Below are 26122 nucleotides of genomic sequence, written 5' to 3'. Positions count from 1 at the left end.
ACGACGAGGGGGAGGGGTAAGTCGGAGCCGTCCTTGGAGGTGCTCCGGTCGGGAGCACCACGCGTCGTACGCACCACGGGTCAGGAGCACCACGCGTGGGCGGTGGCCGCGTAGATCTCGACGATCTCGAGGTACTTGCTCGTCTCGACCCATTCGTTCGCCCAGTTGTAGGGGGGCGTGCCCGGGCCGATGTTGACCGCGTCGATACCGGCCTGCTTGAGGGGGACCATGTCGGTCCAGAACTGGATGCCGCGGAACTCCGGGTCCCCGCCGGCGGTGCGCACCGCGTCGGCGACGGTGCGGGCGATGGGCGCCTCGGTGGCGATCTCGTACGGCAGGCGCGGGCCGCTGAGCCAGTGGGGGCTGAACTCGACCGTCGCCCTGATCCGGGGGTCGTCGCCGCTCAGCTTGTCGATCATGGCGATGACCTGCTGCCGGACCGTGTACGGGTCCTGGGACGGCAGCAGCCGCAGGTCGAGCGAGACGGTGCACCGGTCGGGGACCTGGTTGTGCTTGGTGCCGCCCTGGATGGTGCCGATGTTGAGGATCGGACCGCCGGGGAGCTCCGGGTGGGGCTCGTAGGGCAGGGTGCCCTCCAGCTCGCGCAGGCCGGCCAGGATCGGCTCCATCGTCTCGATCGCGTTGAGCCCCAGGTGCTTGCCCGCGGTGTGGGCCTGCTTGCCGTAGGTCGTGATCTCCAGATAGGCCGCGCCGCGGTGCACCGCGCCGATGGTGTTGTCCGTGGGCTCGCCGCAGACGGCCGCGTCGGCGGTGAAGCCGGCGTCGATCAGGGAACGCGTGCCGACGCCGCCCTCGAAGTGGCAGGACACGCCCTGGAAGACGAGGTCGCCGCGCGGCCGCGTACCCGACTCCAGGACCCGGCGCATCACCGCGAGCGAGGCCGTGGTGGCGGCCTTCATGTCGGCGATCCCCGAACCGTAGATCCTTCCGTCGGCGACGTAGGGGGCGAACGGGTCGGTGTCCCAGTCCCCGGAGACCTCGTAGGTGTCCAGGTGGCCGTTGAGGATCAGCGACCTGCCGCCGCCCGTTCCCTTGATCCGGGCCCCAACGCTGGGGCGGCCCGGCATCGACTCCACGAGGCGCACCTCGTCCGCGCCCCACTGCCGGAGCTGGTCGGCGATGAACTCTGCGAGTTCCCGCTCCCGGCCCCAGGTGGAATCGATGGCCAGTGTCTGCAGGAGAAGGTCGAGATCGCGGTTCGGCATGGACTTGCGTCTCCGTCCGGCTGAGTGGTTGAGCTGGAGTGCAGGTCATTCAGCCAGCAAACGCGAAGTTAGAACAAACAGAATTATTTGAAATCAACCATCGAAGGAATCGATGGTTCCGCCCAGGGTCTCGGCGCATTGCGCGGCGAACGCGACGGCACGGCGACTGGGGGCGAGATCGGCGAGGCGCACGATGCCGACGTTCAGTCCGGGCGGCCGGGGGGCCAGCGGCCGGGTGACGATCTCCAGGCCGTCGTAGCTGATCGGGATGCCAGGGCGCTGGGTCAGCACCGCGTAGCCGAGGCCGTGGGCGACCAGCGAGCGGACCATCTCGAAGTTGGTCGCCCGGTAGCGCACGTTCGGTGTCAGGCCCTCGTCCTTGAACAGGGACAGGAAGTAGGTGGCGCCGGGCGGGAGGTCGAACAGGATCATCGGTTCGGCGGCCAGCTCCGCCACGCCGATCTCGTCCTGGGCCGCCAGGGGATGGCGGGCCGGCAGCAGGACGTAGGGCTCGGCGGCGTACAGCGCCGTCATCCGCAGGTCCTTGGCCAGTCTGAACTCGTCCGCCTCGTACATCAGGGCGATGTCGCAGCTCACAGCGCGGAGCCGGCTCACGAGGTGCTGGTCGGAGCCCTCGATGAAGCTGAGGTCCACGTCCGGGTACTTCGCGACGAAGTCGGCGATGACCCGGGGCAGCAGCACCGCCGCCAGTGTGCTGTAGCAGCCCACGACCAGGCTGCCCGACAGGGACGAGGTCACCGAGCGCGCCGAGTCGCGCAGCTCGTCGACGCCGGACAGCAGCCGCCGCGCGTCCGCCAGCGCCTGCCGTCCCGGGGCGGTCAGCTTCAGGCCGCGGGCGTGCCGCAGGAACAGCTGCACGCCGAGGTTCTCCTCCAGCTCGGCCAGCGAGGTGGAGACCGCCGACTGGGTCAGGTGCACCTTCGCGGCGGCGGCCGTGACGCTGCCCGTCTCGGCGGCGGCGACGAAGTACTCGAGCTGTCGAAAACTGATCTCGTGCATGGCCACGCGGTCCTCTCTGCCGCCCGAAACGTATAAGCGAAATCGAAGGCTGTCCACAAAAAGTTCTGTTGGTCCTATGGCAGAAGCCGCTCACATACTTCTCGGCAAGTCAGCACGGCCCTTTCCCCGAAGGAGGCGACGTCGTGCCAAGCCCCGAGACAGATGTGCAGACGGCCACGATCACGTCGGTCCCGGCGGCCCGGTTCCGGGCCGCCATGGGCGCCGCGGCCACCGGAGTCACCGTGGTCGCCACGGACGGCCCAATGGGCCGGTTCGCGCAGACGGTGAGCGCGATGTGCTCGGTGTCCGAGGATCCCCCGAGTCTCCTGGTCTGCGTCAACCAGCGGAGCCCGATGAACGAGGCGATCCAGACGCACGGGTCGTTCGCGGTCAGCGTCCTCGGCACCCAGCACGACCACGTGGCGGACACCTTCGCCGGCCGTCCCTGGCCGGGCAAGGACAAGTGGGACTTCACCTGCGGCGAGTGGGTGCGCACGCTGTCCGGCGCGCCGCGGATCGCGGACGCCGTCGCCTCGTTCGACTGCGGGCTGCACACCGTGCTCACCGTCGGCACCCACCACGTCTACGTCGGTGTGATCCGCGACGTCACGGTCGACGGCGGCACCCCGCTCGTCTACAGCGACCGGCGCTACGCGCAGCCCGAGACCTTCCCGCCGTCGACGTTCCCCGACTTCCCCGGCTCCGGTCCGGTCCACCACCAGCAGCGAAGGACGACACGATGATCCGTACAGGCGACGAGTACCGCGAGTCCATCAGGGACGGCCGGCAGATCTGGGTGGACGGCGAGAAGGTCGACGACGTCACCCGGCACCCGATGTTCAAGCCGATCGTCGACGTCCGGGCCCGGATATACGACCTGGCGCACGAGGAGGCGACCCAGGCCCGGATGACCTACCAGGACGCCGGGACGGGCGAGCTCAACGCCGTCGCGAACAAGCTGCCCCGCACCCGGCAGGACTGGCACGACAAGCGGGCCGCGGTCGACCTGGTGCAGCGGGCCGCTGGCGGGGTCGCCACCCGCGTCGGCGACGAGACCATCGGCGAGATGTGGTCCCTCTACGACGGCCAGGACGTGCTCAACGAGGTCGACCCGCGCTTCTCCGAGAACATCCGGCGGCACATCGCCCGGGCCGTCACCGCGGACCCGTTCCACGTCTCGGCGAACACCGACCCCAAGGGCGACCGGTCCAAGGCGCCCAGGGACCAGGACCCGGACATGCTCCTGCACGTGGTGCGGGAGACCGACAACGGGATCGTGGTGCGCGGCGCCAAGTACGAGACCGCCGCGGCCTACGCCAACCAGGCCTTCACCAAGCCGACCATCGCCAACTGGGGCAACGACGCGATGTCCGACTACGCGGTCGGATTCGTGCTGGACATGGGGGCGCCGGGCCTCAAGTTCGTCTGCCGCAACGGATTCGCCGGCCGCGCCCCGGCGAGCGACTACCCGCTGGCCAACCGGGTCGACGAGGTCGAGTCGCTGGTGATCTTCGACGACGTGGAGATCCCGTGGGAGGACGTGCTGTTCTACCAGCACACCCGCGCCGCCTCCTTCATCCGCGCCACTCTGCACCGCTACAGCGCCTTCCCGTTCGTGCAGCGCACCCTGCACCTGGCGGACCTGATGATCGGTGCCGCCCTGTGGAACGTGAAGCAGACCGGCCTCGAGAAGCAGCCCGCCGTGCAGGAGAAGCTGGCCCAGCTCGCCTGTTACCGGGAGAGCGTCAACGCGCATCTGACGGCCGCGATCGCGATGGCCGAGCCGAGCCCGGGCGGCCTGCTGATGCCGAACCAGTCGCTCCTCTACACCGGCCGCGTGGTCGCGCTGTCCCAGCTTCCGGTCATGATGCACACCGCCCGTGAGCTGTGCGGCGGCCAGATCTGCATCACCCCGGACACGGCGACGTTCGGTGACCCCGAGGTCGGCCCGTGGCTGGAGAAGTACTACACGGTCAACGAGAACTGGGTGGCCGAGGACCGGCGCCGGCTGCTGGCCTTCGCCCGCGACCTGCTCAACAGCGACTACGCCGGGCACCGGTTGACGTTCCAGCTGTTCGCGCAGTCCCCGCCGTTCGCGCAACTCGGCGCCGTGTACCGCAACTTCGACTTCGACGGCCCGCTGGACCTGGTCAAGGCCGCGGCCGAGCTGTCCGACAAGGTCGACGCGTCGCGCTGACCGCGCCGCGCGCCCGCACAGTGAGGATCATCCATGACGTTTTCCCTCATCGCCCGTGACGGGACCACCGGCGCGTTCGGTGTCGTCGTCACCTCTTCGAGCCCCGCGGTGGCCGCGCGGTGCGCCCATGTCCGCAGCGGCGTCGGAGCCGCCGCCTCGCAGAACGTCACCAATCCGGCGCTCGGGCCGCGGCTGCTGGGGCTGCTGGCGGAGGGCGTGGACCCGCGGCACGCGCTCGCGGCCGCCGTCGCGTCGGACGAGTACAGCGGCTACCGGCAGTTGGCGGTGGTGGACGCGAAGGGGCGGACCGCCGCGTTCTCCGGCGAGGGCACGCTGGGCACCCACCGGGCCGTCGAGGGCGACGGTGTCGTCGCGGCCGGCAACCTGCTCTCGGACCCCGGCGTGGTGGACGCCATGCTGGCCGCCTACGAGAAGGCCGAGGGCGCCGGGTTCGAGGAGCGGCTGCTGGCCGGACTGCTCGCCGGCCGGGACGCCGGCGGGGAGGAGGGGCCGGAGCACTCGGCCGGGCTCGTCGTCGTGCACCGGGTGAGCTGGCCGGTCACCGACCTGCGGGTGGACTGGGCGGACGACGACCCGATGGGCGAGCTCGAACAGCTCTGGCGGCGGTGGGCGAAGGAGAAGCGGGACTACCTGTCCCGTGCGCTGAACCCCGCCGAGGCGCCGAGCTACGGCGTGCCGGGCGACCTGTGAGCACGCTCAAGGACCGGGCGGCGGCGCGGCTGCCCGGTCTGTCGGACCGGCTCGTGCGCCTGTCCCACCGCCTGCACGCGCATCCGGAGGTCGCCTGGGAGGAGGAGCGGGCGGCGCGATGGGTCGCGGAGGAGCTGGACGGCCTCGGCTACACCGTCGAGCCGGGGTTCTGCGGGCTGCCGACCGCGTTCCGGGCGCGGATCGGCAGCGGCCCGCTCAACGTCGCGATCTGCGCCGAGTACGACGCCCTGCCCGGCCTCGGACACGCCTGCGGGCACAACGTCATCGCCGCCGCGGCGGTGGGCGCCGCCGGGGTGCTCGCCGACCTCGCCGACGACGCCGGGCTGACCGTCACCGTGCTCGGCACCCCGGCCGAGGAGGGCGGCGGCGGGAAGATCCTGATGCTCGACCGGGGCGGGTTCGACGGCGTGCACGCCGCCATGATGATCCACCCCGGACCGCTGGACGTGGCGAGGGCCGAGCCGTTCGCCGTCGCGCACAACAGGGTCCGCTACCACGGGCGGGCCTCCCACGCGGCGGCCTACCCGGAGTACGGGCGCAACGCCGCGGACGCGTTCACCGTCGCCCAGACGGCGATCGGGCTGCTGCGCCAGCACCTCGGTGCGGGAACACGGGTGCACGGCATCGTCACCCGCGGCGGGGAGGCCCCCAACGCGATTCCCGAGCTGACCGAGGGCCGCTGGTACGTCCGCGCGGAGAACCTGGCCGACCTCGCGGAACTCGAGACACGGGTGAACCGGTGCTTCGAGGCCGGCGCCCTCGCGACGGACTGCCGCCTTGAGATCGAGCCGGAGAGCCCGCCCTACGCCGACTTCGCCACCGACGAGGACCTGCTCGCGCTCTACGTCGGCAACGCCACCGCGCTGGGCCGCACGTTCCCCGAGCCGAGCGCGGCCTCCCGGATGAACCGGGCGTCCACGGACATGGGCAACGTCTCGCAGCGGGTGCCGGCCATCCATCCGTATCTGGGCATCGACTCGCTTCCGGCGGTCAACCACCAGAAGGAGTTCGCCGCGCACTGCGCCGGTCCGGCCGCCGACCGCGCGGTCCTCGACGGCGCCCTCGCCATGGCCTGGACCTGTCTCGACCTGGCCACTCTCGACGACCTGCGGGCACGGCTGCTCGACGGCGGGCGGGCCGCCCGATGACCGAACAGAAAGGCGGGGCGGCATGACGACCTCGTTTCGCACCGAGCGGGACCTGATCGGTCGCCTCGACGTGCCCGACGGTGTGCGCTGGGGCATCCACACCGCCCGCGCCCTGGAGAACTTCCCGGTGTCGGGCACACCGATCTCGTCGTACCCGCACCTGGTGAGCGCGCTCGCCACGGTCAAGCAGGCGGCCGCGCTCGCCAACCGGGACCTCGGTCTCCTCGACGAGTACCGCGCATGGGCCATCGGCGAGGCCTGCGAGCAGATCAGGAAGGGGGAGCTGCACGAGGAGTTCGTGGTCGACGTCGTGCAGGGCGGGGCCGGCACCTCGACCAACATGAACGCCAACGAGGTGATCGCCAACCGGGCCCTGGAGATCCTGGGCCGCCCCCGCGGCGACTACGCGCACCTGGACCCGCACGGTCACGTCAACCTCGGTCAGAGCACCAACGACGCCTATCCCTCGGCGCTGCGGGTGGGGCTCTGCGAGGCGGCCGACGACCTGCTCGCCGCGCTGGCGCTGCTCGAAGGTGCGTTCCGGGCCAAGGCGGCGGAGTTCGCCGGTTTCCTCAAGATGGGCCGGACCCAGTTGCAGGACGCGGTGCCGATGACCCTGGGCCAGGAGTTCGGCGCGTACGCCGTCATGGCCGCCGAGGACCAGCGGCGTCTGCGCGAGGCCCGGGACCTGCTCCTTGAGGTCAACCTGGGCGGCACGGCGATCGGCACCGGGCTGAACGCCCCCGCCGAGTACGCCGGGCTCGCCACCCGGCACCTGGCGGACCTCACCGGCCGGCCGTTCGTCTCCGCCGCGGACCTGGTGGAGGCGACACAGGACGTGGGCGCGCTGGTGCAGTTCTCGGGGGTGCTCAAACATACGGCGGTGAGGCTGTCCAAGGTGGCAAGCGATCTGCGGCTGCTGTCCTCGGGTCCGCGGGCCGGTCTGGCCGAGATCCGGCTGCCCGCGGTGCAGGCGGGGTCGAGCATCATGCCGGGCAAGGTGAACCCGGTGATCGCGGAGATGGTGAACCAGGTCGCGTTCTGCGTGGTGGGCAACGACGTCACGGTGTCGATGGCCGCCGAGGCGGGGCAGCTCCAGCTCAACGCCTTCGAACCGGTCGTCGCCCGCTGCCTCTTCCAGGGGGTGGCCGAACTGACCGCCGCCTGCCGTCTGCTGGCGACCCGGTGCGTGCACGGCATCACCGCCGACCGGGACCTGCTGCGGGCGGGGGTCGAGCGCTCGATCGGCCTGGTGACCGCGCTGGTACCGCAGTTGGGGTATCACCGCGCGACCGAGGTGGCCCAGGCGGCGCTTGCCAACGGAACCAGCGTGGTCGAGGAGATCCGCGCCCAGAACCTGCTCGACGACACGACCCTGCTCGCCCTGCTCGGCGACCCCGAACGGCTCGTGGGCCCGCGGCCCGGGCGGCGGTCCGACGGCTGAAGCGGTACGTCGGCTGAAGCGGTGCGTCGGCTGAAGCGGTGCGTCGGCTGAAGCGGTGCGTCGGTGAGGGCGGGCCCGGGTGGGCCCGCCCTCACCATGAGCCGTCAGGAGACCGCCGGCAGCGGATCCGCCTCCGCGGCGGCCGGCCGAGCGGCCTCCCGTCGCACGCGGGCGACGTGCAGTCGCGTCGTGCACCAGATGCCGATCGCGGAGATGACCATCAGCAGGACGGCCGGGGGCCAGTAGTGGCCGCCCGCCAGCGCGGCCAGGGACACACAGGCCACCGGCGCGAAGCCCCCGAAGATCAGGTTGCAGACCTGGTACGACAGGGAGATCCCGGTATAGCGGACGTGCGGTTCGAAGCCCTCGGCGAGGATCGCGGCGATCGGTCCGTACAGGGCAGACATCACGAACCGCATCGCGAGCATCATCAGGTAGATCAGGGCGACGCTGCCCGTGCCCATCACCATGAACTGCGGCGCGGCCAGGACCACGACTCCGGCGAGCCCGGCGATGACGACCTTGTGCGCGCCGACGCGGTCGCCGATCCAGGACAGGCCCGGAGTCACGAGCAGTTCGAGGAAGGCCGCCAGCGTCAGGCCGTTGAGCAGCATCGACTCGGACAGGTGCAGGTGCCCCGTGCCGTAGGACAGCAGGTAGCTGGTCACCACGTAGTAGCCGCCGGTGGCCGTGGCCAGGGCGAACACGCCGACCAGCACGGTGCGCCAGGCCTTCTGGAGCACTTCCGCCACCGGCGGCTTGGCCTCCCCGCTCTCCTCGCGCTCCTCGCGCACCTCGGACATCACCGGGGAGTCCTCGAGCTTGACGCGGATGACCAGTCCGATGCCGACGAGTACGGCGGAGGCGAGGAAGGGCACGCGCCAGCCCCAGCTGAGGAACGCGTCGTGGCCGAAGAGGTTCATCAGGCTGAAGGCGCCGGTGGACAGCAGGGCGCCGACGGACGAACCGAGTTGGGCGAACGAGCCGAAGAAGGTCCTCCTGTTCTTCGGGGCGTTCTCCACCGCGATCAGCACCGCGCCGCCCCACTCGCCGCCGATCGCGATGCCCTGGACCAGGCGCAGGACGATGAGCAGCACCGGAGCCAGGGCGCCGACCTGGGCGTAGGTCGGCAGCAGTCCGATGGCGAAGGACGCGACGCCCATCATCAGCAGGGTGATGACGAGGGTCTTCTTGCGGCCCACCCGGTCGCCGATGTGCCCGAACACCACGCCGCCCAGCGGGCGCAGCAGGAAGCCGACGGCGAACGTGCCGAAGGCGGACAGGGTCTTGAGCAGCGAGGGCATGTCCGCGGGGAAGAAGACGTCGTTGAAGACGATGGCCGCGGCGGTGGCGAAGGCGTAGAAGTCGTACCACTCGATCGAGGTGCCGGCCAGGGCGGCCAGCGCGGCTCTGCGCGCGTTTCTCGGATCGGGCTGGTGGGTGCGGTCCGGCATGCGGGACCTCCGGGCTGAGGGTGGGGACGGGGGAGCGGGGGCGGGAGCCTCAGCGGCCGGGGGCCGCCCAGGCGCGGGTGCCGCCGATCCAGGTCTCGCGCACGCCGATGCCGGCGAGTTCGCCGGCCGGGGTGTGCAGCGGGTCGGCGTCGAGGACGACGAAGTCGGCGAGCATGCCCGGCGCCAGCGCGCCCACCGCGTGCTCGCGGTGCAGGGCGCGGGCGGCCGCGGCGGTGTGCGCGTGCAGGCCGTCGGCGACCGGCAGCCGCAGGCTCTCGTCGCCGAGCACGGTGCCCAGGACCGTGCGCCGGGTGGCGGCCGCGGAGACCGCCTCCAGCGGGGCGGGCGGGGCGACCGGCGCGTCGGAGCTGAAGACGACCGGAACGCCGGCCGTGCGGCACCGGCCCGCGGGGTTGTAGCGGTGGCCGAGCTCCCCGACGGCGGTGAGCGTGCCGTCGCCGGTCCGCAGGTGGTGCTGCGGCTGCATCACCGGGACGACCCCCAGCGCGCCCATGCGGTCGATCTGCTCGTCGGTGGGCAGGCCGCTGTGCTCGATACGGTGCCGCATGTCCGGCCGGGGCCGGTCAGCCTGCGCCTTCTCGACCGCGTCGAGGACCATGCCGATGGCGTACGGGGACTGGGCGTGCGTCGCGGTCTGCAGACCCGCCCGGTGGGCTCGCGCGACGATCTCCGCGTACTCGTCGACCGAGTGGTACAGCTGCCCGTGGTGGCAGCAGTCGGCGGCGTAGCCCTCGGGGAAGTAGGCGGTCCAGCCGCCCAGTGTGCCGTCCGCGTAGAACTTCACGCCCTGCACTCGGAACAGGTCGCCGCCGAAGCCGTGGACGACGCCGAGTTCGAGCGCGGTGTCCAGCAGCGCGGAGGTGAGGTACGCCGACACCCGCATGCGCAGGGAGCCGGACTCCTGCGCCCGCAGGTAGGTCTCCATCTCGCGGCGCGAGGCCTGCGCGTCGCCGACCGTGGTGACACCGGCGGCCAGGAAGACCTCCTGGGCGCGCGCCAGATGGTCGGCCATGACGGCGTCCGGCTCGGTGAGGTGGAAGTTCGGGCCGTGGTTGCCGATCTTCACCCCGCCCGGCCCGGTGAGCAGGTCGCACGCGGCGTCCCACAGCTGCCCGTCGGGCTCGCCGGAGGCGGTACGGCCGATGCTGCCGCCCTCGGGATCCGGGGTGCCGGCCGTGATGCCGCAGGTCCGCAGCGTGTGGGAGTTGACGACGCCGCCGTGACCGGAGGCGTTCATGACGTAGACCTCGCGGTCGTCGGCGACGCGGTCGAGGTCGTGGCGGGTGGGGTGGCGGCGTTCGGCGAGGCGGCGGTGCTCGTAGCCGAATCCGCGGACCGGGACTCCGGCGGGCAGGCCGCGGGCGGCCTCGCGCAGCACGTCGACCAGGGTGTCGATGTCGGGTACGCGCTCGGGCCGGCAGTCCACCCAGGCCAGGGCCTGGCCGTACATCACCGGGTGGCAGTGCGCGTCGACGAAACCGGGGTGGACCAGACCGCCGTCGAGCTTCAGCTCGCGGTCCACGCGGCCGAGCGCGGCGCGGGCGTCGTCGGCGGTGCCGACGTGCACGATCCGGTCGCCGCGCACGGCCAGGGCCTGTGCGCGGGTCGTGGTGCCGGCGGCGGCGATCGCGGCGCCGGTCACCAGCAGGGTGTGGTCGGGGTCGTCGAGGGGGTGGTGCATGGGGCCTGCTTTCGACCAGGGGACGCCGAAGATGTGCGGACGCGACACGTCGGCTGATTCGTTCGCCTGGACGATAGATAACGAACGGCAGATTTGCTAGAGGTGCTTCACAGAAAAATTTCGGAAGGTGTTGAGGGTCTTGGGTTACGGATCGTTCGTCAGAGGGGGTGGGTGTCCGCGGTTCCCGTTCCGGTGTCCGGCGCGGGGGCCGGCGCCGGGGCTCCCGGGTCGTAGCGCTCTTTGACCAGTTCCATGTGCAGCCAGCTCTCCACGCCGCTCACCCCCTCGCACGCCCGCATGCGCTCCAGGGTGGCGAGGAGCGCGGGCAGCGACTCGGCCGTGATGGTGCCGACCAGATCGGCCCGGCCGATGCAGGCGGACAGGAACGACACGCGGTCCCAGGAGATGAGTCGCTCGGCCACCGGATCGGCGGGACCGTCCAGGCGCACCGCGAAGCCGCAGAGGTGGCCCATGCCCAGCAGTTCGGGCCGTACCAGGGCGAGCACCTTCGCGACGCCGCCGTCGAGCAGCCGCAGCGTGCGGGACCGGGTGGCGCCCGCCGACAGCCCCACCCGGTCGGCGAGTTCGGCGAAGGGCAGCCGGCCGTCGCGCTCCAGCTCGTCCAGGATCCGCCGGTCCAGCTCGTCGAGCTCGGCGGCGGCCGGAGGGTCGGACAGCAGGTAGGGGTCCTTCAGCTGGCGGGTGGTGATCAGCGGATCGACGGTCCGTACTCCCGGCAGGGTGCGTACCCGCTCGATCGCCCGGTCCAGCTCGGCGAACCCCGCGGTGCGCAGCTCGGTCATGATGGCCCGCTGTCCCGCCGTGAGGGTGACGAACGGCGCCTGGGGCATCGCGGCGATGGCCCGCGCCACCGGTCCGGCCGCTCCGTGGGTGTCGATCGACAGGTGCGCCGAGGCGGTCAGGCCGCGCACGGCCGGGTGCACGATGGCCACCACACGCACCGCGCCGGAGTCCAGCATCCGCTGGACCCGGGCCCGGGTGGCGGGCCGTGACAGGCCCACGCGCTGAGCCAGTGTCTCGTAGGTGAGGCGGCCGTCCGTCTGCAGCTCGTGCACGACGGCGAGGTCGGTGTGGTCCAGATCCACCTGGGCTGTTCCCCTCGGTTCCTTCGGTGTGTCGGCCCGTGGTGCGGCGGCGCCCGGGTCCGGTGTCATTCTCGGGCATCGCCGGCAGGGGCCACCGGTGAGTGATGCGCATCACCGTACGGCCGAGTCGATCGCTCATGGACATCGGATCAGTCGAAACGTAAGTTGATGGCGTTCTGAACGATCGAATCAGTTGAGGAGGCTGTCGTGGGGCACCCCGTGGTCGTCTACACGGACCTGGGCGAGCTGGATCCGGAGCCGGGCGTCCGGCTGCTCACCGACGCCGGGTTCGCCGTGCGGATCGCCGACAGCCGCGACCCCGACGTCATCGCGGCCGCGGCCCATGACGCGGTGGCGCTGATCGTCGGCTACGCGTGCGTGGACGAGGCCCTTCTCGACCGCCTGCCGCGGCTGCGCGTCGTCGCCACCATGTCGGCCGGGTACGACATGATCGACGCCGCCGCGGCCCGCCGCCGCGGCCTGTGGGTGACCAACCTGCCCGGCACCGCCACCGAGGACGTCGCCGTCCACGCCCTCGCCTCGGCGCTCTCCCTCGTACGCCGGCTGCCGCAGGCAGACGCCGTCGTGCGCGGGGGAGGCTGGGCCACCGACTTCGCCAGGGCCGAACTGCCGCGCCGGGCCAGTGGGTTGACGCTGGGTCTGGTCGGGATGGGCCGCATCGCCCGGGAACTCGTCCGGATCGCGACTCCGGTCTTCGGCCGCATCGCCGCGTACGATCCGCAGGCCGACCCCGCCGGATGGCCGGCCGGTGTCGACCGGCTAGGGCTCGACGAACTGGTGGGCGCGGCGGACGTGTTGTCCCTGCACGTCCCGCTCACCGACCGGACCCGGGGCATGGTCGACGACGGACTGCTCGCCCGCATGCGGCCGGGCGGTTTGCTGGTGAACGTCTCCCGCGGCGAACTCGTCGACCCCGCGGCCCTGCTCCGGGCCCTCGACAGCGGCCGGCTCGCCGGAGCCGCCCTCGACGTCCTCCCCGTGGAGCCCCCGCCCGCCGACGACCCGCTGCGCGGCCACCCGCGCATCCAACTGTCCCCGCACAGCGCCTTCCTGTCCGACGCCTCGCACCGCGCGTACGTGTGCGAGCCCGCCGAGAACGTCATCGCCTGGCAGCGCACCGGCCGTCCCCTCACCCCCGTCGTCGACCCCCAGGCCTGAACCGTCCCGAAGGAGCCCCCGTGACCGACCTGCTGAGCACCCCCGCCTCCCCGTCCCCGGCCGCCGCGCCGGCCCTCGATCCGGCCGCCGAGGAGCTGCGGCTGCGCCGCGAACTGGCCGCCGTCTACCGGCTCGTGGCGCACTTCCGGATGACCGACCTGATCTTCACGCACATCTCGCTGCGGCTGCCGGGCCCGGACCACCACTTCCTGATCAACCCCTACGGCCTGCTGTTCGAGGAGATCACCGCCTCGAACCTGGTGAAGATCGACCTGTCGGGCAACCCGGTCGAGCCGACCCCGTACCCCGTCAACCCGGCCGGTTTCGTCATCCACAGCGCCATCCACGCCGCCCGCGAGGACGCGCAGTGCGTGCTGCACACCCACACCAAGGCCGGCTGCGCCGTCGCCGCCCAGCGTGACGGGCTGCTGCCCCTCAACCAGATGTCGATGGAGTTCCACAAGCGCGTCGGCTACCACGACTACGAGGGCGTCGCCCTCAACCTCGACGAACAGCGGCGCCTCGTCACCGACATCGGCGACCACCCCGCCCTGATCCTGCGCAACCACGGGCTGCTGACGGTCGGCGAGAGCGCGGCCCAGGCCTTCCTGCGCATGTACTACCTGGAGAAGGCCTGCGAGATCCAGGTGACCGCGCAGGCGGGCGGCGGGCCCCTCGTCGTCCCGGCGGCCGAGATCTGCGAGTACACCGCGCGGCAGCTCACGGGCGAGGCGACCTCGGACTTCGAGGACGCCGACGCGTACGAACTCGCCTGGGCGGCGCTGCTGCGCCTGCTCGACCGGACCTGCCCCGACTACAAGGACTGACCGTACGCCCGCCCGGCCCACCGGCCCACCGGCCCACCGGGCCGGGCCGCCCGGATCCGCTGTCCGGGCGGCGTGCCACGATGGACGCGCACCGCACGGCGGGGAGGCGCGTGCGGCACGGACGGACGGGGGCGGCGTGGAGGGGGAGGTTCCGGCGCGGGCCGGGCGCGGGGTCCGCGAGCTGTGCGAGCAGGGCGCCGGGCTGCACGAGGCGGCGCGGAACGTACGCACGGACCATGCCGCCGCCGTGGCCGCCGTCCGCGCGGCCTTCGAGCCCCTGCAGGCCGAACTCGTCGCCCTGGAACTCGAGTCCATCCCCGTGGCCCGGCTCAGGGACGTCACCGAGGGACGGCTGCGCCTCGGCGCCGTGGAGGCGGCGGGCCTGCGCACGGTGCGCGCGGTGCACGAGGCGAGCCGGTACGAGCTGCGGCAGATGCCCGGCGTGGGCGAGCAGACCGCCGACCGGGCGCTGGCCGCCGCCCGGCAGATCGCGCGGGCCGTGGCCGACACCGTCACCGTCCGCGTCGACGTCGACCACCCCGAACCCCGCACCACCGCCCTGGTGATCGCCCTGCACCGGCTCGTCGAGGCCGGCCCCGAACTGCGCCGCGCCCTGGACACGGCCGAGCGGCTGGACACCCGGCTGGCCGAGCTGCTGCCCGCGGCCCGCCCCGCCGGCGGACGGCTGCGGCTGGCGCTGGCCCGCCGCGAGCGCCGCGAACGCGCCCTGGCCGCGGCCGCCGAACTCGGCGCACTGCTCACCGACGCCGCCGCCACCGACGTACGCCTGCTGCTCGCCCAGGCATCCACCGACCTGCTGCGCCCGGCCGCCTCCGACGTCGAGGCCTGGGTCGACTTCGAACTGCGCCCCGCGGAGTACTACGGCCGGCTCGCCGAGGTCTCCGAACAGCGTCCGGACTCCGCCGCGAGCGAGGGCTTCGTGCCGTCGGAGGTGGCCGAACGGGTCCACGCCCAGCGGCTCGACGACTCCCACCGCCGGGTCTCCCTGCGCGGCTACCAGGAGTTCGGCGCCCGGTTCGCCCTCGCCCAGCGCCGGGTGGTCCTCGGCGACGAGATGGGCCTGGGCAAGACCGTGCAGGCCATCGCGGCGCTGGCCCACCTCGCGGCCGAGGGGCACAGCCACTTCCTGGTGGTCTGCCCGGCCGGCGTCCTCATCAACTGGACCCGCGAGATCCGCGCCCGCAGCACCCTGCGCGTCCTCGCCGTGCACGGCCCGGACCGGCGCGACGCCCACGCCGAGTGGTGCGAGCGCGGCGGAGTCGCCGTCACCACCTTCGACGTCCTGCACACCCTGCCCGCGCCCGACGGCACACCGCCGGGCATGCTCGTCGTCGACGAGGCCCACTACGTCAAGAACCCGGACACCCGCAGGGCCCGATCGGTCGCCGTGTGGACCGGACGCTGCGAGCGCGTGCTGTTCCTGACCGGTACGCCGATGGAGAACCGGGTCGAGGAGTTCCGCGCCCTGCTGCGCCACCTCCGGCCCGACCTCGTGCCCGCGGTCGGCGACCTCGAGGCGGCCGCCGGACCGCACGCCTTCCGCCGCTCGGTGGCCCCCGCCTACCTGCGCCGCAACCAGGAGGACGTGCTCACCGAACTGCCCGCGCTGGTGCACACCGACGAGTGGGTGGAACTCGGCCCCGCCGACCGGGCCGCCTACCACGAGGCCGTCGCCGAGGGGAACTTCATGGCGATGCGGCGGGCCGCCTACGCGGATCCCGAGACGTCCGCGAAGCTGCGGCGGCTGCGGGAGATCGTCGCGGAGGCCGCGGCGAACGGCCTGAAGACGGTGGTGTTCTCCTACTTCCGGGACGTGCTCGACGCCGTCCGCGCGGACCTGGGCGACAGCGCGTTCGGGCCGATCGCCGGAAGCGTCCCCGCGGCCCGCAGACAGCGGCTCGTCGACGACTTCACCGGGGCGTCCGGACCCGCCGTGCTGCTCTCCCAGATCGAGGCGGGCGGTGTCGGCCTCAATCTCCAGGCCGCCTCCGTGGTGATCCTGTGCGAACCGCAGGTCAAACCAACCCTGGAGCACCAGGCCGTGGCCCGGGCCCACCGCATGGGCCAGATCCGCGCCGTCCGGGTCCACCGGCTGCTGGCCACGGACAGCGTCGACGACCGGCTGCTGCGCATCCTGACACGCAAGGAAAGGCTGTTCGACGCCTTCGCCCGGCGCAGCGACATGGCCGACGCCACCCCCGAGGCCGTCGACATCTCCGACGCCGGACTCGCCCGCCGCATCGTCGAGGAGGAACAACAACGCCTGTCCGAACCCACGAAGACAGTCACAGCCTGACCCCCCGAACACCCACGCCGCGCCCGGCGCGGCTCGGTGCGGTTCGGGCGTTACGGCTGGGCCAGACCCGATTTCAGGCCTGCGCCGCACAGGGGCACGACCGCCGACTTTCCGGCGAGGGCGCCCTCGCGGACGGCCGCCCAGCAGGCCGCGGCCGTCGACTCGACGTACAGGCCGCGGGAGGCCAGGTCCAGCTGGGCGTGGCGGATGCCGTCCTCCGTCACGGTCAGGAAGGTGCCGCCCGAGTCCCGTACCGCACGCAGGATCTGGCGGGCCCGGGGCGGGCGGGGGATCGCGATGCCCTCGGCGTGGGTGGGGGCCATGGGGGTCGTGCCGGTGAGTTCCTCCGCGCCCTCCGCCCAGGCGTGCGCGAGCGGGGCGACCGCCGCCGCCTGCACCGCCCACAGCGCCGGGCGCCGGTCCAGCAGACCGGCACCGAACAGCTCGGCGATCGCCAGCGCGGCGCCCAGCAGCAGCGTGCCGTTGCCCACCGGCAGGACCAGGACCTCCGGCAGGCGCCCGCCGAGGTCCTCCCACAGCTCGTGCACGTAGGTCTTGGTGCCGTGCAGGAAGTACGGGTTGTAGACGTGGGAGGCGTAGAAGGTGTCCGGCTCGTCCGCGGCGCGCTGCGCGGCCCCGCCCGCCGCCTCGCGGTTGCCGTCGACCACTTCGACGCGGGCCCCGTGCGCCTCGATCTGCTCCAGCTTCTTCGCGGACGTGCCGAGCGGCACGTACACCGTGCACGGCAGCCGCGCGCGGGCGCAGTACGCGGCGATCGACGTACCCGCGTTGCCGCTGCTGTCGGCGACCACCCGGCGCGGGCCGGAGAGCAGCGCCAGCTCGGCCAGCAGCACCGCGCCCCGGTCCTTGAACGACAGCGTCGGCATCAGGAAGTCCAGCTTCGCCGAGACCTCGTCCGTCAGCGGCACGAGAGGGGTGCGGCCCTCCCCGAGGGACAGCGTGGGCGCCGGCATCGGCAGCGTCTCCGCGTACCGCCACAGGGAATTGACCCGTCCGGTGAGGGACTTCAGGGACGCCGGAGTGGGGGAGAAGTCGAGGTCGAGCGGGCCGTGGCAGGTCGGGCAGCGCCAGGCGAGGGAGTCGCCGGGGACGCGGACGCCGTCGGTGGGGCAGTAGCGGTCCGGCAGAGGTGTCATGGACGCAGGGTAAGGGGCGGCGTTCGCCGACGCCCCGTCATCTCTCCCGCACGGCACGTCCGTACGGCACGTACGCCCCTCCCAGCCCGGCCTCGCACCCCCGTCGCCTCCGCTTTCCAGCCTGCGCAGGTGTGACGGCGGCCGCAGAGGGCAGAAAGCGCCTGGGCATGCCTTCGCGCTCAGCAACTCATCACTTCGAGTGATTCTCTGGCCCTTGGTTGCAAGTACAACCCGCGGTTGCCACGCTGTTGCTGTCTGTACAACTCGATGGGAGCGGCCAGTGACTTTCGGTGAGCAGCCGGCGTACCTGCGCGTCGCGGATGATCTCCGCAAGAAGATCGTCGACGGTCTGCTGCCCCCGCACACCCGGCTCCCCTCACAGGCCAGAATCCGCGAGGAGTACGGCGTCTCGGACACGGTCGCGCTGGAGGCCCGCAAGGTGCTGATGGCCGAGGGCCTGGTCGAGGGCCGCTCCGGCTCGGGGACGTACGTGCGCGAGCGGCCCGTGCCGCGCCGGGTCGCCCGTTCCGGCTTCCGCCTGGCCGGCGGCGCCACGCCGTTCCGGCAGGAGCAGGCCGACGCCGAGGCGCGCGGCACCTGGGAGTCCGGCAGCACGCAGGCCGAGGCGAGCGGCGCCACCGCCGAACGGCTCGGCATCAAGCCCGGCGACCGCGTGATGCGCACCAAGTACGTGTTCCGGGACGCGGGCGAGGCGATGATGCTCTCCACCTCCTGGGAGCCCCTCGCGCTCACCGGCCGCACCCCGGTCATGCTGCCCGAGGAGGGCCCGCTCGGCGGCATGGGCGTGGTCGAGCGCATGCGCGCCATCGACGTCATCGTCGACAACGTCACGGAGGAGGTCGGCGCCCGCCCCGGCCTCGCCGAGGAACTGCACGCCCTCGGCGGTGTCCCCGGCCATGTCGTGGTCGTCGTCCAGCGCACCTTCTACGCCTCCGGCCGCCCCGTCGAGACGGCGGACATCGTGATCCCCGCCGACCGGTACCGGGTGGCGTATCACCTGCCGGTGAAGTAGGAGCCGCGGCGCGAGGGGCGGGGGCCGGGGGGCCATTGCGGGGCGGACGCCGGTCCGGAAGCGGTGACTCCGGGGGGTGTGCGCCCCCTCGGCGCCCGGCCCGTCCACCCGTCCGCCGCGCCGTCCCGCCCGGGCGCCGCATTCCGGCCGTTCTCGCAGGTCGCCTTCGCGCCTGCCGCATGCCCGCGAGCGGATGTCCAGGGCTGCTCGCACGGCGCGTTCGCCTTCGTGCGCCCCGGGCGGCCGATTCCCGTACTGGCCGGTTGCCTACCTCTTTGTGAAAAGCCGTATTCGCTGCGTGAAGGTTGGGCGTAGGCTCAGGCATATGCGGAGTGCGGTTTCCTCAACGGGCGGGACGCGGCGGGGGCCGGGAGCCGGACGCACCGGGGCGGGAAGGAGCAGTGGGGGCTCGATGAACGACGGCACGATCACCCTTCCCTGGCTCGTCGTCCGGCAGGACGACAACGGCAATCGGTACAGCGTGGGCAGGTACGCCACCCGCGCCGAGGCCCAGAAGATCGCGGAAAGCCTCGACGGTCCGGACACCCAGCTGTACTGGGTCGAGCGGATCGGGCAGAGCGCCGGCGGCGAGGGCTGACGACTTCGCCGTACGCCGGCCCGCTCCCGTAGGCTCCGGCGCATGAGCGAACGGATCGTGGTGGTCGGTGCCGCCCTGCTCGACGACGGCCGCCTGCTCGCCGCGCGCCGCAGCGCGCCGCCCGAGCTGGCCGGCCGCTGGGAGCTGCCCGGCGGCAAGGTCGAACCCGGTGAGCGCCCCGAGGCCGCCCTCGTGCGCGAGTTGCGCGAGGAACTCGGCGTCGAGACCGAGGCCGTCGAGCGCGTGCCGGGCAGCTGGCCGCTGCGACCGCCGTACGAACTCCAGGTGTGGACCGCGCGGCTGCGCCCCGGCTCCGCCGACCCCAAGCCCCTCCAGGACCACGACGACCTGCGCTGGCTCGCTCCGGCGGAGATCTGGAGCGTCCCCTGGCTGGACCAGGACGTGCCCGCCGTGCGCGAGATCCTCGCCCGTCTCGGCGCCGGCCCGGCGGACGGCGCCCCGGCGGAGTGAGCGTCACCGTGTGCTCCGTCGGATCCCGGGGCGCGCGAGACACGGAACGCGCTCCGGGTACGCCGTTCGTGCCACACGGAGCCGTCGTACGCGCTACAGCCCCGCGGATCGCGGTACTGCCGGTGCATAACCGGGTATGCCTCCTTTAGTCCCATGAAACCGGACATGGGCAGGCTTGCCGGCTTGCGAAGCGATCGGCGTGCCCGGGAAGTGAACGGCGTGATCGACACCGATGGCGACATCGCCGAGTGGACCTTTCCCGCGGATCCCGGCGCGGTGCGCACGGCCCGCGCCGCCGTCCGCGGCAAGCTGCGCAACTGGGACCTCGACGCGCTCGGCGACACCGCGGCCCTGCTGGTGAGCGAACTGGTCACCAACGCCCTGCGGTACGCGACCGGTCCCATCGGCGTTCGGCTGCGACGCCTCGCGGACGTGCCCGAGGTGCTCCTGGTCGAGGTCTCCGACCCGCTGCCCGAGCCGCCCCACGAACGCCCGGCCCGCCCGGACGACGAATCCGGCCGCGGTCTGCAACTGGTCGCCTCCACCTCCCGCCGCTGGGGCACCCGCCCGGACGACGCCGGCAAGACGGTCTGGTTCGAACTGGCCGTGCCGGGGTGAGCGGAGCGGGGTTCGACCTGGTCCTGCCTGGTTAGAAGACTGTTGGTGTTGTCGCAGGCCGGACCGGAAAACATCGGGATGGTCCTGTGATCGTGAACACCGTGTCGTGCGGCGCCGTAGTGCTGGATACTGCGGGCAGCCGCCCCCGGTGACCGGTGCCGGGCGCGGTGAGCTGGAGGGGACGGTTCGCGTGAGCGAGATACCAGCGAAGGCCACGGAGTCCGAGGACCCGTCGGACGGCGCGAGGGCGGGAACGGCGGGCGGCGGTGCCGCCGACGGGGCACCGTCCGCCGACGCGATGTGGCAGAGCAGCCCGCCCGGCTCGATGTACGACTACATCAAGGTGGCCTCCTTCTCCATCGGCTCCGACGGCCACGTCGACCAGTGGAGCCTGCGCGCCGAGCGCCTCTTCGGCATCTCCGCCGAACGCGCCGTCGGGATGGACCCCATCGAGGCGTTCGTCGACCCCGACCTGCGCGAGCACGGCCAGCGCAAGATGGCCGAGATCCTCGACGGGCGGGAGTGGACCGGCGTGGTCCCCTTCCGGATCCCGGACGACGAGGACGGCCGGCGCGGTGAGGAGGGACTCGCCGAGGTCTACGTGATGCCGACGACCACGGTGGAGGGCGACAGGGCCGCCGTGTGCACCGTCGCCGACGTCCGCACCCTGCGGCGGATCGAGACCGATCTCGCCGCCTCGCAGGCGATTTTCGGTCAATCCCCGTTCGGTTTCCTGCTGATCGACACCGACCTCAAGGTCCGCCGCGCCAACGAGCGGTTCGCCTCCGTCTTCGGCGGCACACCGGACGACCACCGCGGCAAGGGGGTGCGCGACTACCTGCCGCGCGGCGAGGCCGAGCGGGTCACCGCCACCCTGCGCCGGGTGCTGGAGGACGGCCAGTCCATCACGGACATGCACGTCTCCGGCTTCGTGCCGGGAACCGACGAGCGCCGTCACTGGTCCATCAACCTCTACCGCGTGCACAGCGGCAGCGGCCGGCCCATCGGCATCGCCTGGCTCGGAACCGACATCACCGGCCGCCGCGACGCCGCCCGCGAGGCCGCCGCCGCACGCCGCAACCTCGCCCTCCTCAACGAGGCGGGCGCCCGCATCGGCAACTCCCTCGACCTGGAGACCACCGCGCGCGAACTCCTCGACGTCGTGGTCCCCGGCTTCTGCGACCTGGCGACCGTCGACCTCTACCAGGGTCTGCTGGCCGGCGACGAGACCCCGCCCGGACTCGCCGACGGCAGCGCCGAACTGCGCCGCGTCGCGTTCGCCAGCGCGGTCTCCGGCGCCCCGTTCGGCGGCACCGTCGCACACGTCGAACTCGGCGCCGTCCACCACTACCCGTTCAACTCGCCCCGCGCGGACGCCCTGCGCACCGCCCGCCCGGCGACCGTGCCCGGCGAGGACGGCGGCCTCGTGCAGACCACGCTGGCCGTGCCGATGGTCGCCCACGACACGGTGGTCGGACTCGCGCAGTTCGCCCGCACCAAGGGCAGCGAGCCGTTCGGCCAGCGCGACCGGGAACTCGCCGTCGAACTCGCCGCGCGCGCCGCCGTGTGCATCGACAACGCCCGCCTGTACCGGCGCGAGCACGAACGCGCCCTGATACTGCAGCGGTCCCTGCTGCCGCCCGGCGACCCGGAGGCCTCCGGCCTCGACATCGCCTGCCGCTACCTGCCCGGCAGCGCCGCCACCGGCCGGCCGAGCGAGGTCGGCGGCGACTGGTTCGACGTCATCGAACTCCCCGGCCACCGCACGGCGCTGGTCGTCGGCGACGTGATGGGCCGCGGTCTGCGCGCCGCCGTCGCCATGGGCGAACTGCGCACGGCCGTCCGCACGCTCGCCCTCCTCGACCTGGAACCGGCCGAGGTGCTAGCCCAGTTGGACGAGATCGCCCGCGGGCTCGGCGCGCCCGGCGGTGTCCAGCAGGCCACCCGGGCCGCCCGCCGCCCCCGCGAGGCCGACCTCTCCGAGGTGTACCTGGCGACCTGCATCTACGCCGTCTACGACGCGGTCACCCGAAGGTGCACCTTCGCCAACGCGGGCCACCTGCCGCCGGTTCTCGTCGAACCCGGCGAGTCCGCGCTGATGCTGGACGTGCCGCCCGGCATGCCGCTCGGCGTGGGCGGCGAGCCCTTCGAGGAGGTGGAGGTCGAACTCCCCGAGGGCGCGCTGCTGGCGCTCTACACGGACGGACTGGTCGAATCGCGCGACCACCCCCTGGACGAGGGCCTCCAGGCCTTCGTCGGCGCCCTCACGGACCCCTCCCGCCCCCTGGAGGACGTCTGCGACCACATCCTCAACACGCTGGGCTCCCACCACGGCGAGGACGACATCGCGCTGCTGATGGCCCGCGTCCAGGGCCTGCCCGCCGAGTCCGTCGGCGACTGGGCCCTGCCACGCGAACCCCGCAGCGTCGGGCGGGCCCGTGAGCACGCCCGCGCCCAGCTGACCGCCTGGGACCTCGAACCGCTGATCGACACCACCGAACTCCTCGTCAGCGAACTGGTCACCAACGCGCTGCGCTACGGCGAGGGCGAGATCAGGCTCCGTCTGCTCCTGGACCGCACCCTGGTCTGCGAGGTGTGGGACTCCGGCCTCGTCCAGCCGCGCCGCCGCCGCGCCCGCGACACCGACGAGGGCGGCCGCGGCCTCCAGCTCGTGGGGCTGCTCAGCGCCGCCTGGGGCTCGCGCCGCACCCCGCGCGGCAAGACGGTCTGGTTCGAACTCCCGCTGCCCGACGGGGAGAACGTCCTGACCGACCCGGCGGAGGCACTGCTCAGCCTGTTCTGACCGCCCGCCCGGCCAGGCCTACGCCGGTTTCGGGCGACGGCGGGCCCGGGTGCCCGGGCCGCCGTAGCAGGCGGGCGGGCCGCCGTCGGGGTCCTCGGCCAGGAGGATGCCGCCGAGCACCGCCGCGGTGGCGCCGGCGGACGGGTCGATGGTGGCGGCGCTCGGGTTGCCGTGCAGGCGCACGTCCTGCTCGGCGAGGCCGCGGGCCTGGCGGGCCAGGAGGTCGGCGGTCTGCGGGTCGGTCGGCAGGAGGCGCCAGGCCTCCGCCAGCCGGATGCGGGCGGTGGCGCCGACCGCGCCCCGGTGCGTGCCGACGAAGTCGTCGGCGGCGGCGAGGGCGCTGCGCGCGACGAGTTCCTCGGCGGCCGACAGGACCCCGGAGCGCCGGGTGCCGGCCGGCGCGGTCGCCCGTACGATCCGCCGCAGCGCCTCCAGCGGGTCGTACGGACCCGCGGCCGGCTCGGCGTGTACGCGGACGTGGGCCAGTTCCAGGTCGGCGTGGGTGACGCGGGCGCGCAGCTCACCGGCGGCGACGTCGACGGGGACGGCGACCGAGGACGCGCCGGGCACGGGGGCGGGCGTCGCGCCGGAGGCACCGGCCGTGTCCGCACCCGCGCCGGGCGAGGGGCGCGACGGCGCCCCGCCGGGGCCCGGGGTGCCCGGGGAACCGGCGGTCAGTCGCGCGGCGGCGGACTCGGCCGCGTGCCGGAGCGCCTCCACGTCCGCCTCCGCGCCGCTGAGCGCCGCGGGTACGAGGCGCTCGGCGGTCGACAGTTCCTCGGCCAGCCGCTCGACGCCGTGCACGAACACCCCGATCTGGTCGACCGCGCCCTCGGCCACGCGCAGATGACGGGCGGCCGCCGCGGGGTCCTGGGCGTCGGCCGACTGGTGGGCCCGGTTCAGCCGGGAGGTGGCCAGCAGCAGCCGGTCCTTGGCCAGCTCCACGTGTCCCGTGACGGATGCGACGGCCGCCGGGCCGTACCGTTCGCGCAGTCCGGCGACGGTCGAAGCGGCAATTCCCGTGCGCCCCGCCAGCTCACGGAACCGTGCCTCCGCGACCTCCAGCGCGTCACCCACCCCCCTTTCCAGGCCGCGCAGTTCGTCGAAGGAGGGGGCCTCCGCGTCCAGCAGCCGCCCCGCCTCCTCGCAGCGCCCGACCACGCCGGCCAGCGCCTGCGTCCGGGCCGCCGCGTCCTCGGGCACGCCGTGGTCGTAGCGCTCCCGCATCCGGCAGGCGGCGGCGAGCTCCGCCTCCGCCTCCCGTATCGCCCGTGTGAACGGCTCGACGGCCGCCGCGCCGAACCGTGCCTCGGCGAAACCGAGTTCCTCCCGGCTGGTGCGCACCCAGTCGTCCGCGAGGGTGATCAACTCCGTTGAGCGCCGGTTGAGTTCGCCGGACGGCGGCGGCGACCGCCACGGCGCGGACGGCGGCGCGGGGCCGCCGCCGGGGGTCGTACGGGTCCTGGCCCGCCGGGTCCGCCGGACGTACGCGTACCCGGCGAGCACACCCGCCGTGCCCACCGCCACGAGCGGCAGGGCGAGATAGCCGGGCGACGTCTCGTCGTGCCGCGGTGCGGCGGTGGCGGTGACCGGACGGGTCTCGGGGAGCGCAACCGCGGTGCCGCTGTTGATCGTCATCCCCGGGAGCACCAGCCACACGAGGCCCGCCGCCCCAGCCAGCACGATGTGCGCCACCCGCCCCGACAGCCGGCGGACCGCGCACCGCGGCCGGGCCGCCCGGAACACCGATGCCGTCACATTCGGGAGCGTATGACCCCCCGAGCCACCACGCGACCGGGCCGAGGCACTGGTGGGTCGAACGGGACACGACAACACAGGAGAGAACCCCGCCATGAAGAACACCAACGGCGACCAGAGGGACACCGACGCAACACCCACACCCGACGCGCCTGCCCCGGCCGACGACCGGGAGACCCCGGATGCCGTGAGCGTGGCCGGTGCGGCCGTCGCGCAAGAGCCCGCCGACGCGCAACGTGACGCCGACGGGGCGTCCGTCGATCCCGGGCAGGGCCGGGCGAGTCCGGTTCGGCGGGCGCGGCGGGGGCTGCGCTGGGTTCGGCGGGTTGTCCTCGGGATCGTGCTGTTGCTGGTGCTGTCGTTGGTCGGGGCCGAGGGTGCCCTTCGCGTGAACTACATGGGTGACCTCGCCGACAGGACGTACACCAGGGGGCAGGACGCGATCTGGCTCGGGCACGCCTGGGTGGACGGGCGGAAGAAGGACGCCGACGTCGCCGCCCTCGCCCGCCGGCTGCGCGGAACCGGCATCCGCGACCTGTATGTGCACGCGGGTCCGCTCGAACACGACGGCACGCTTCCGAAGTCGGCGTACTCCGGGGCCGGTTGGCTGATACCCGCCGTGCACCGCGCGCTCCCCGGCGTCCGTGTGCAGGCCTGGCTCGGGGACGAGCTGGCCACCGAGAGCCCGGACGGGATGCGGCTGGAGCGGGCCGCGACGCGCGCGGCCGTGGTCACCTCCACCCGCGAGATCCTGGCGGCCGGTTTCGACGGCGCCCACTTCGACCTGGAGCCGCTGCACTCCGGCGACCGCGACTACCTCGGCCTGCTCGACGACCTGCGGGCCGTCACCCGCGCCCACGGCGTGCCCCTGTCCGTCGCCGCCCACCAGATCGACCCGCTGCCCGCCTTCCACACCCTGTGGGGCACGCTCACCAACCACCCCAAGTGGTGGTCGCAGGCGTACTTCGCCCAGGTCGCCCGCCGCGTCGACCAGATCGCCGTGATGTCGTACGACACCATGCAGCCGCTGCCGAGCCTGTACGGCGGGTACGTCGCCCAGCAGACCTCCCTCGCCCTGGAGGTCACCCCGCCCACGACCGACCTGCTGATGGGCCTGCCGTTCTTCCACGACAACCGCTTCGGCCATCGCGCCTCCGCCGAGACCGTCCCCGCCGCCGTCCGCGGTGTCCGCCTCGGCCTCTCCCGCACGGACGCCGGCCGCGAGCGCTTCGGTGTCGCGCTGTACGTCGACTTCGCCGCCACGGAGGCCGACTGGACCGCCTACCGGGAGGGCTGGACCCGCCCGTCCTGATCATGGCGTCGGCGGAGGCC

General features: G+C 73.1%; 21 protein-coding genes. 14 read left to right on the top strand and 7 right to left on the bottom strand.

Annotated elements, in window-relative coordinates:
• Positions 1–80: 80 nt before the first annotated feature.
• Both ACIP4X_RS07895 and ACIP4X_RS07890 read right to left on the bottom strand, forming a co-directional pair.
• Positions 81–1226, bottom strand: coding sequence for a M20/M25/M40 family metallo-hydrolase (locus ACIP4X_RS07895; protein ID WP_358728857.1), 1146 nt, complete (start codon positions 1224–1226; stop codon positions 81–83).
• A gap of 93 nt (positions 1227–1319) precedes the next feature.
• Positions 1320–2246 (bottom strand): LysR family transcriptional regulator, encoded by a 927-nt coding sequence (locus ACIP4X_RS07890; protein WP_401347397.1) that lies wholly within the window; start codon positions 2244–2246, stop codon positions 1320–1322.
• Between the two features lie 143 nt (positions 2247–2389).
• Here ACIP4X_RS07890 and ACIP4X_RS07885 point away from each other — a divergent pair, with 143 nt between their 5' ends.
• The 5 genes from ACIP4X_RS07885 to ACIP4X_RS07865 are packed head-to-tail and all read left to right on the top strand — an operon-like array spanning position 2390 to position 7767.
• A complete protein-coding gene (locus ACIP4X_RS07885; protein WP_358728859.1) occupies positions 2390–2989 on the top strand; it encodes a flavin reductase family protein in 600 nt (199 codons plus the stop codon).
• Positions 2986–4443 (top strand): 4-hydroxyphenylacetate 3-hydroxylase family protein, encoded by a 1458-nt coding sequence (locus tag ACIP4X_RS07880; RefSeq protein WP_358728861.1) that lies wholly within the window; start codon positions 2986–2988, stop codon positions 4441–4443. Before ACIP4X_RS07885 ends, ACIP4X_RS07880 begins: the two co-directional genes overlap by 4 nt.
• Positions 4444–4476: 33 nt before the next feature.
• Entirely contained in the window at positions 4477–5154 is a 678-nt protein-coding gene (locus ACIP4X_RS07875; RefSeq protein ID WP_358728862.1) for a DUF1028 domain-containing protein, read from the top strand.
• A complete protein-coding gene (locus tag ACIP4X_RS07870) occupies positions 5151–6323 on the top strand; it encodes a M20 family metallopeptidase (protein WP_358728863.1) in 1173 nt (390 codons plus the stop codon). Before ACIP4X_RS07875 ends, ACIP4X_RS07870 begins: the two co-directional genes overlap by 4 nt.
• Positions 6324–6345: 22 nt before the next feature.
• Positions 6346–7767: an aspartate ammonia-lyase gene (locus ACIP4X_RS07865; protein WP_401347226.1), complete on the top strand. Its 1422-nt coding sequence runs from the start codon at positions 6346–6348 to the stop codon at positions 7765–7767.
• Positions 7768–7871: 104 nt separating this feature from the next.
• Here the strand turns inward: ACIP4X_RS07865 and ACIP4X_RS07860 are convergent, their stop codons facing one another.
• The 3 genes from ACIP4X_RS07860 to ACIP4X_RS07850 form a co-directional block, all read right to left on the bottom strand.
• Positions 7872–9221 (bottom strand): MFS transporter, encoded by a 1350-nt coding sequence (locus ACIP4X_RS07860; RefSeq protein WP_358728867.1) that lies wholly within the window; start codon positions 9219–9221, stop codon positions 7872–7874.
• A gap of 49 nt (positions 9222–9270) precedes the next feature.
• Positions 9271–10923, bottom strand: coding sequence for an amidohydrolase (locus ACIP4X_RS07855; RefSeq protein WP_358728869.1), 1653 nt, complete (start codon positions 10921–10923; stop codon positions 9271–9273).
• A 158-nt stretch (positions 10924–11081) separates the two neighbouring features.
• On the bottom strand, positions 11082–12029 hold the full coding sequence (locus ACIP4X_RS07850) for an Lrp/AsnC family transcriptional regulator (RefSeq protein WP_401347223.1): 948 nt from the start codon (positions 12027–12029) through the stop codon (positions 11082–11084).
• A gap of 207 nt (positions 12030–12236) precedes the next feature.
• On the opposite strand from ACIP4X_RS07850, the gene ACIP4X_RS07845 reads away from it, so the two are divergent.
• From ACIP4X_RS07845 to ACIP4X_RS07835, 3 genes are all read left to right on the top strand, one after another.
• Positions 12237–13208: a C-terminal binding protein gene (locus ACIP4X_RS07845; protein WP_358728872.1), complete on the top strand. Its 972-nt coding sequence runs from the start codon at positions 12237–12239 to the stop codon at positions 13206–13208.
• 29 nt (positions 13209–13237) lie between these two features.
• On the top strand, positions 13238–14035 hold the full coding sequence (locus tag ACIP4X_RS07840; RefSeq protein WP_401347394.1) for a class II aldolase/adducin family protein: 798 nt from the start codon (positions 13238–13240) through the stop codon (positions 14033–14035).
• 136 nt (positions 14036–14171) lie between these two features.
• Complete coding sequence (locus ACIP4X_RS07835) at positions 14172–16352, top strand: SNF2-related protein (RefSeq protein ID WP_358728874.1); 2181 nt, start codon at positions 14172–14174, stop codon at positions 16350–16352.
• Between the two features lie 50 nt (positions 16353–16402).
• On the opposite strand, the gene ACIP4X_RS07830 is transcribed toward ACIP4X_RS07835, so the two are convergent.
• A complete protein-coding gene (locus ACIP4X_RS07830; protein ID WP_358728875.1) occupies positions 16403–17509 on the bottom strand; it encodes a pyridoxal-phosphate dependent enzyme in 1107 nt (368 codons plus the stop codon).
• A gap of 280 nt (positions 17510–17789) precedes the next feature.
• Between ACIP4X_RS07830 and ACIP4X_RS07825 the strand changes: the two genes are divergently transcribed.
• The 5 genes from ACIP4X_RS07825 to ACIP4X_RS07805 all read left to right on the top strand — a co-directional run bounded on the left by ACIP4X_RS07825 (position 17790) and on the right by ACIP4X_RS07805 (position 23032).
• Positions 17790–18542, top strand: coding sequence for a GntR family transcriptional regulator (locus ACIP4X_RS07825; RefSeq protein ID WP_358728877.1), 753 nt, complete (start codon positions 17790–17792; stop codon positions 18540–18542).
• 412 nt (positions 18543–18954) lie between these two features.
• Positions 18955–19140 (top strand): SPOR domain-containing protein, encoded by a 186-nt coding sequence (locus ACIP4X_RS07820; protein WP_358728879.1) that lies wholly within the window; start codon positions 18955–18957, stop codon positions 19138–19140.
• 42 nt (positions 19141–19182) lie between these two features.
• Positions 19183–19611, top strand: coding sequence for a (deoxy)nucleoside triphosphate pyrophosphohydrolase (locus tag ACIP4X_RS07815; RefSeq protein WP_358728881.1), 429 nt, complete (start codon positions 19183–19185; stop codon positions 19609–19611).
• A gap of 153 nt (positions 19612–19764) precedes the next feature.
• Positions 19765–20229, top strand: coding sequence for an ATP-binding protein (locus tag ACIP4X_RS07810; protein WP_401347217.1), 465 nt, complete (start codon positions 19765–19767; stop codon positions 20227–20229).
• Positions 20230–20419: 190 nt separating this feature from the next.
• Positions 20420–23032 carry a SpoIIE family protein phosphatase gene (locus tag ACIP4X_RS07805; RefSeq protein WP_358728884.1) on the top strand — a complete coding sequence of 871 codons (2613 nt, stop codon included), beginning with the start codon at positions 20420–20422 and terminating at the stop codon, positions 23030–23032.
• Positions 23033–23050: 18 nt separating this feature from the next.
• Here ACIP4X_RS07805 and ACIP4X_RS07800 read toward each other — a convergent pair whose 3' ends face one another.
• A complete protein-coding gene (locus tag ACIP4X_RS07800; RefSeq protein ID WP_401347213.1) occupies positions 23051–24790 on the bottom strand; it encodes a hypothetical protein in 1740 nt (579 codons plus the stop codon).
• Between the two features lie 94 nt (positions 24791–24884).
• Here ACIP4X_RS07800 and ACIP4X_RS07795 point away from each other — a divergent pair, with 94 nt between their 5' ends.
• Positions 24885–26102 carry a hypothetical protein gene (locus ACIP4X_RS07795; protein WP_391459604.1) on the top strand — a complete coding sequence of 406 codons (1218 nt, stop codon included), beginning with the start codon at positions 24885–24887 and terminating at the stop codon, positions 26100–26102.
• The last annotated feature ends 20 nt before the right edge of the window (positions 26103–26122 follow it).

It is taken from the genome of Streptomyces sp. NPDC088817 (assembly GCF_044750345.1).
GTDB lineage: Bacteria > Actinomycetota > Actinomycetes > Streptomycetales > Streptomycetaceae > Streptomyces.
The sequence above is the reverse complement of the archived record's forward strand: the minus strand, read 5'-3'. Positions and strand labels throughout refer to the sequence as shown.

Bases quoted from the DNA above. Each gene is read 5' to 3' on its own strand.
- ACIP4X_RS07875 (WP_358728862.1), top strand. From the start codon at position 4,477: ATGACGTTTTCCCTCATCGCCCGTGACGGGACCACCGGCGCGTTCGGT.
- ACIP4X_RS07795 (WP_391459604.1), top strand. From the start codon at position 24,885: ATGAAGAACACCAACGGCGACCAGAGGGACACCGACGCAACACCCACA.
- ACIP4X_RS07820 (WP_358728879.1), top strand. From the start codon at position 18,955: ATGAACGACGGCACGATCACCCTTCCCTGGCTCGTCGTCCGGCAGGAC.
- ACIP4X_RS07895 (WP_358728857.1), bottom strand. From the start codon at position 1,226: ATGCCGAACCGCGATCTCGACCTTCTCCTGCAGACACTGGCCATCGAT.
- ACIP4X_RS07890 (WP_401347397.1), bottom strand. From the start codon at position 2,246: ATGCACGAGATCAGTTTTCGACAGCTCGAGTACTTCGTCGCCGCCGCC.
- ACIP4X_RS07815 (WP_358728881.1), top strand. From the start codon at position 19,183: ATGAGCGAACGGATCGTGGTGGTCGGTGCCGCCCTGCTCGACGACGGC.
- ACIP4X_RS07810 (WP_401347217.1), top strand. From the start codon at position 19,765: ATGAAACCGGACATGGGCAGGCTTGCCGGCTTGCGAAGCGATCGGCGT.
- ACIP4X_RS07865 (WP_401347226.1), top strand. From the start codon at position 6,346: ATGACGACCTCGTTTCGCACCGAGCGGGACCTGATCGGTCGCCTCGAC.
- ACIP4X_RS07880 (WP_358728861.1), top strand. From the start codon at position 2,986: ATGATCCGTACAGGCGACGAGTACCGCGAGTCCATCAGGGACGGCCGG.
- ACIP4X_RS07830 (WP_358728875.1), bottom strand. From the start codon at position 17,509: ATGACACCTCTGCCGGACCGCTACTGCCCCACCGACGGCGTCCGCGTC.
- ACIP4X_RS07860 (WP_358728867.1), bottom strand. From the start codon at position 9,221: ATGCCGGACCGCACCCACCAGCCCGATCCGAGAAACGCGCGCAGAGCC.
- ACIP4X_RS07855 (WP_358728869.1), bottom strand. From the start codon at position 10,923: ATGCACCACCCCCTCGACGACCCCGACCACACCCTGCTGGTGACCGGC.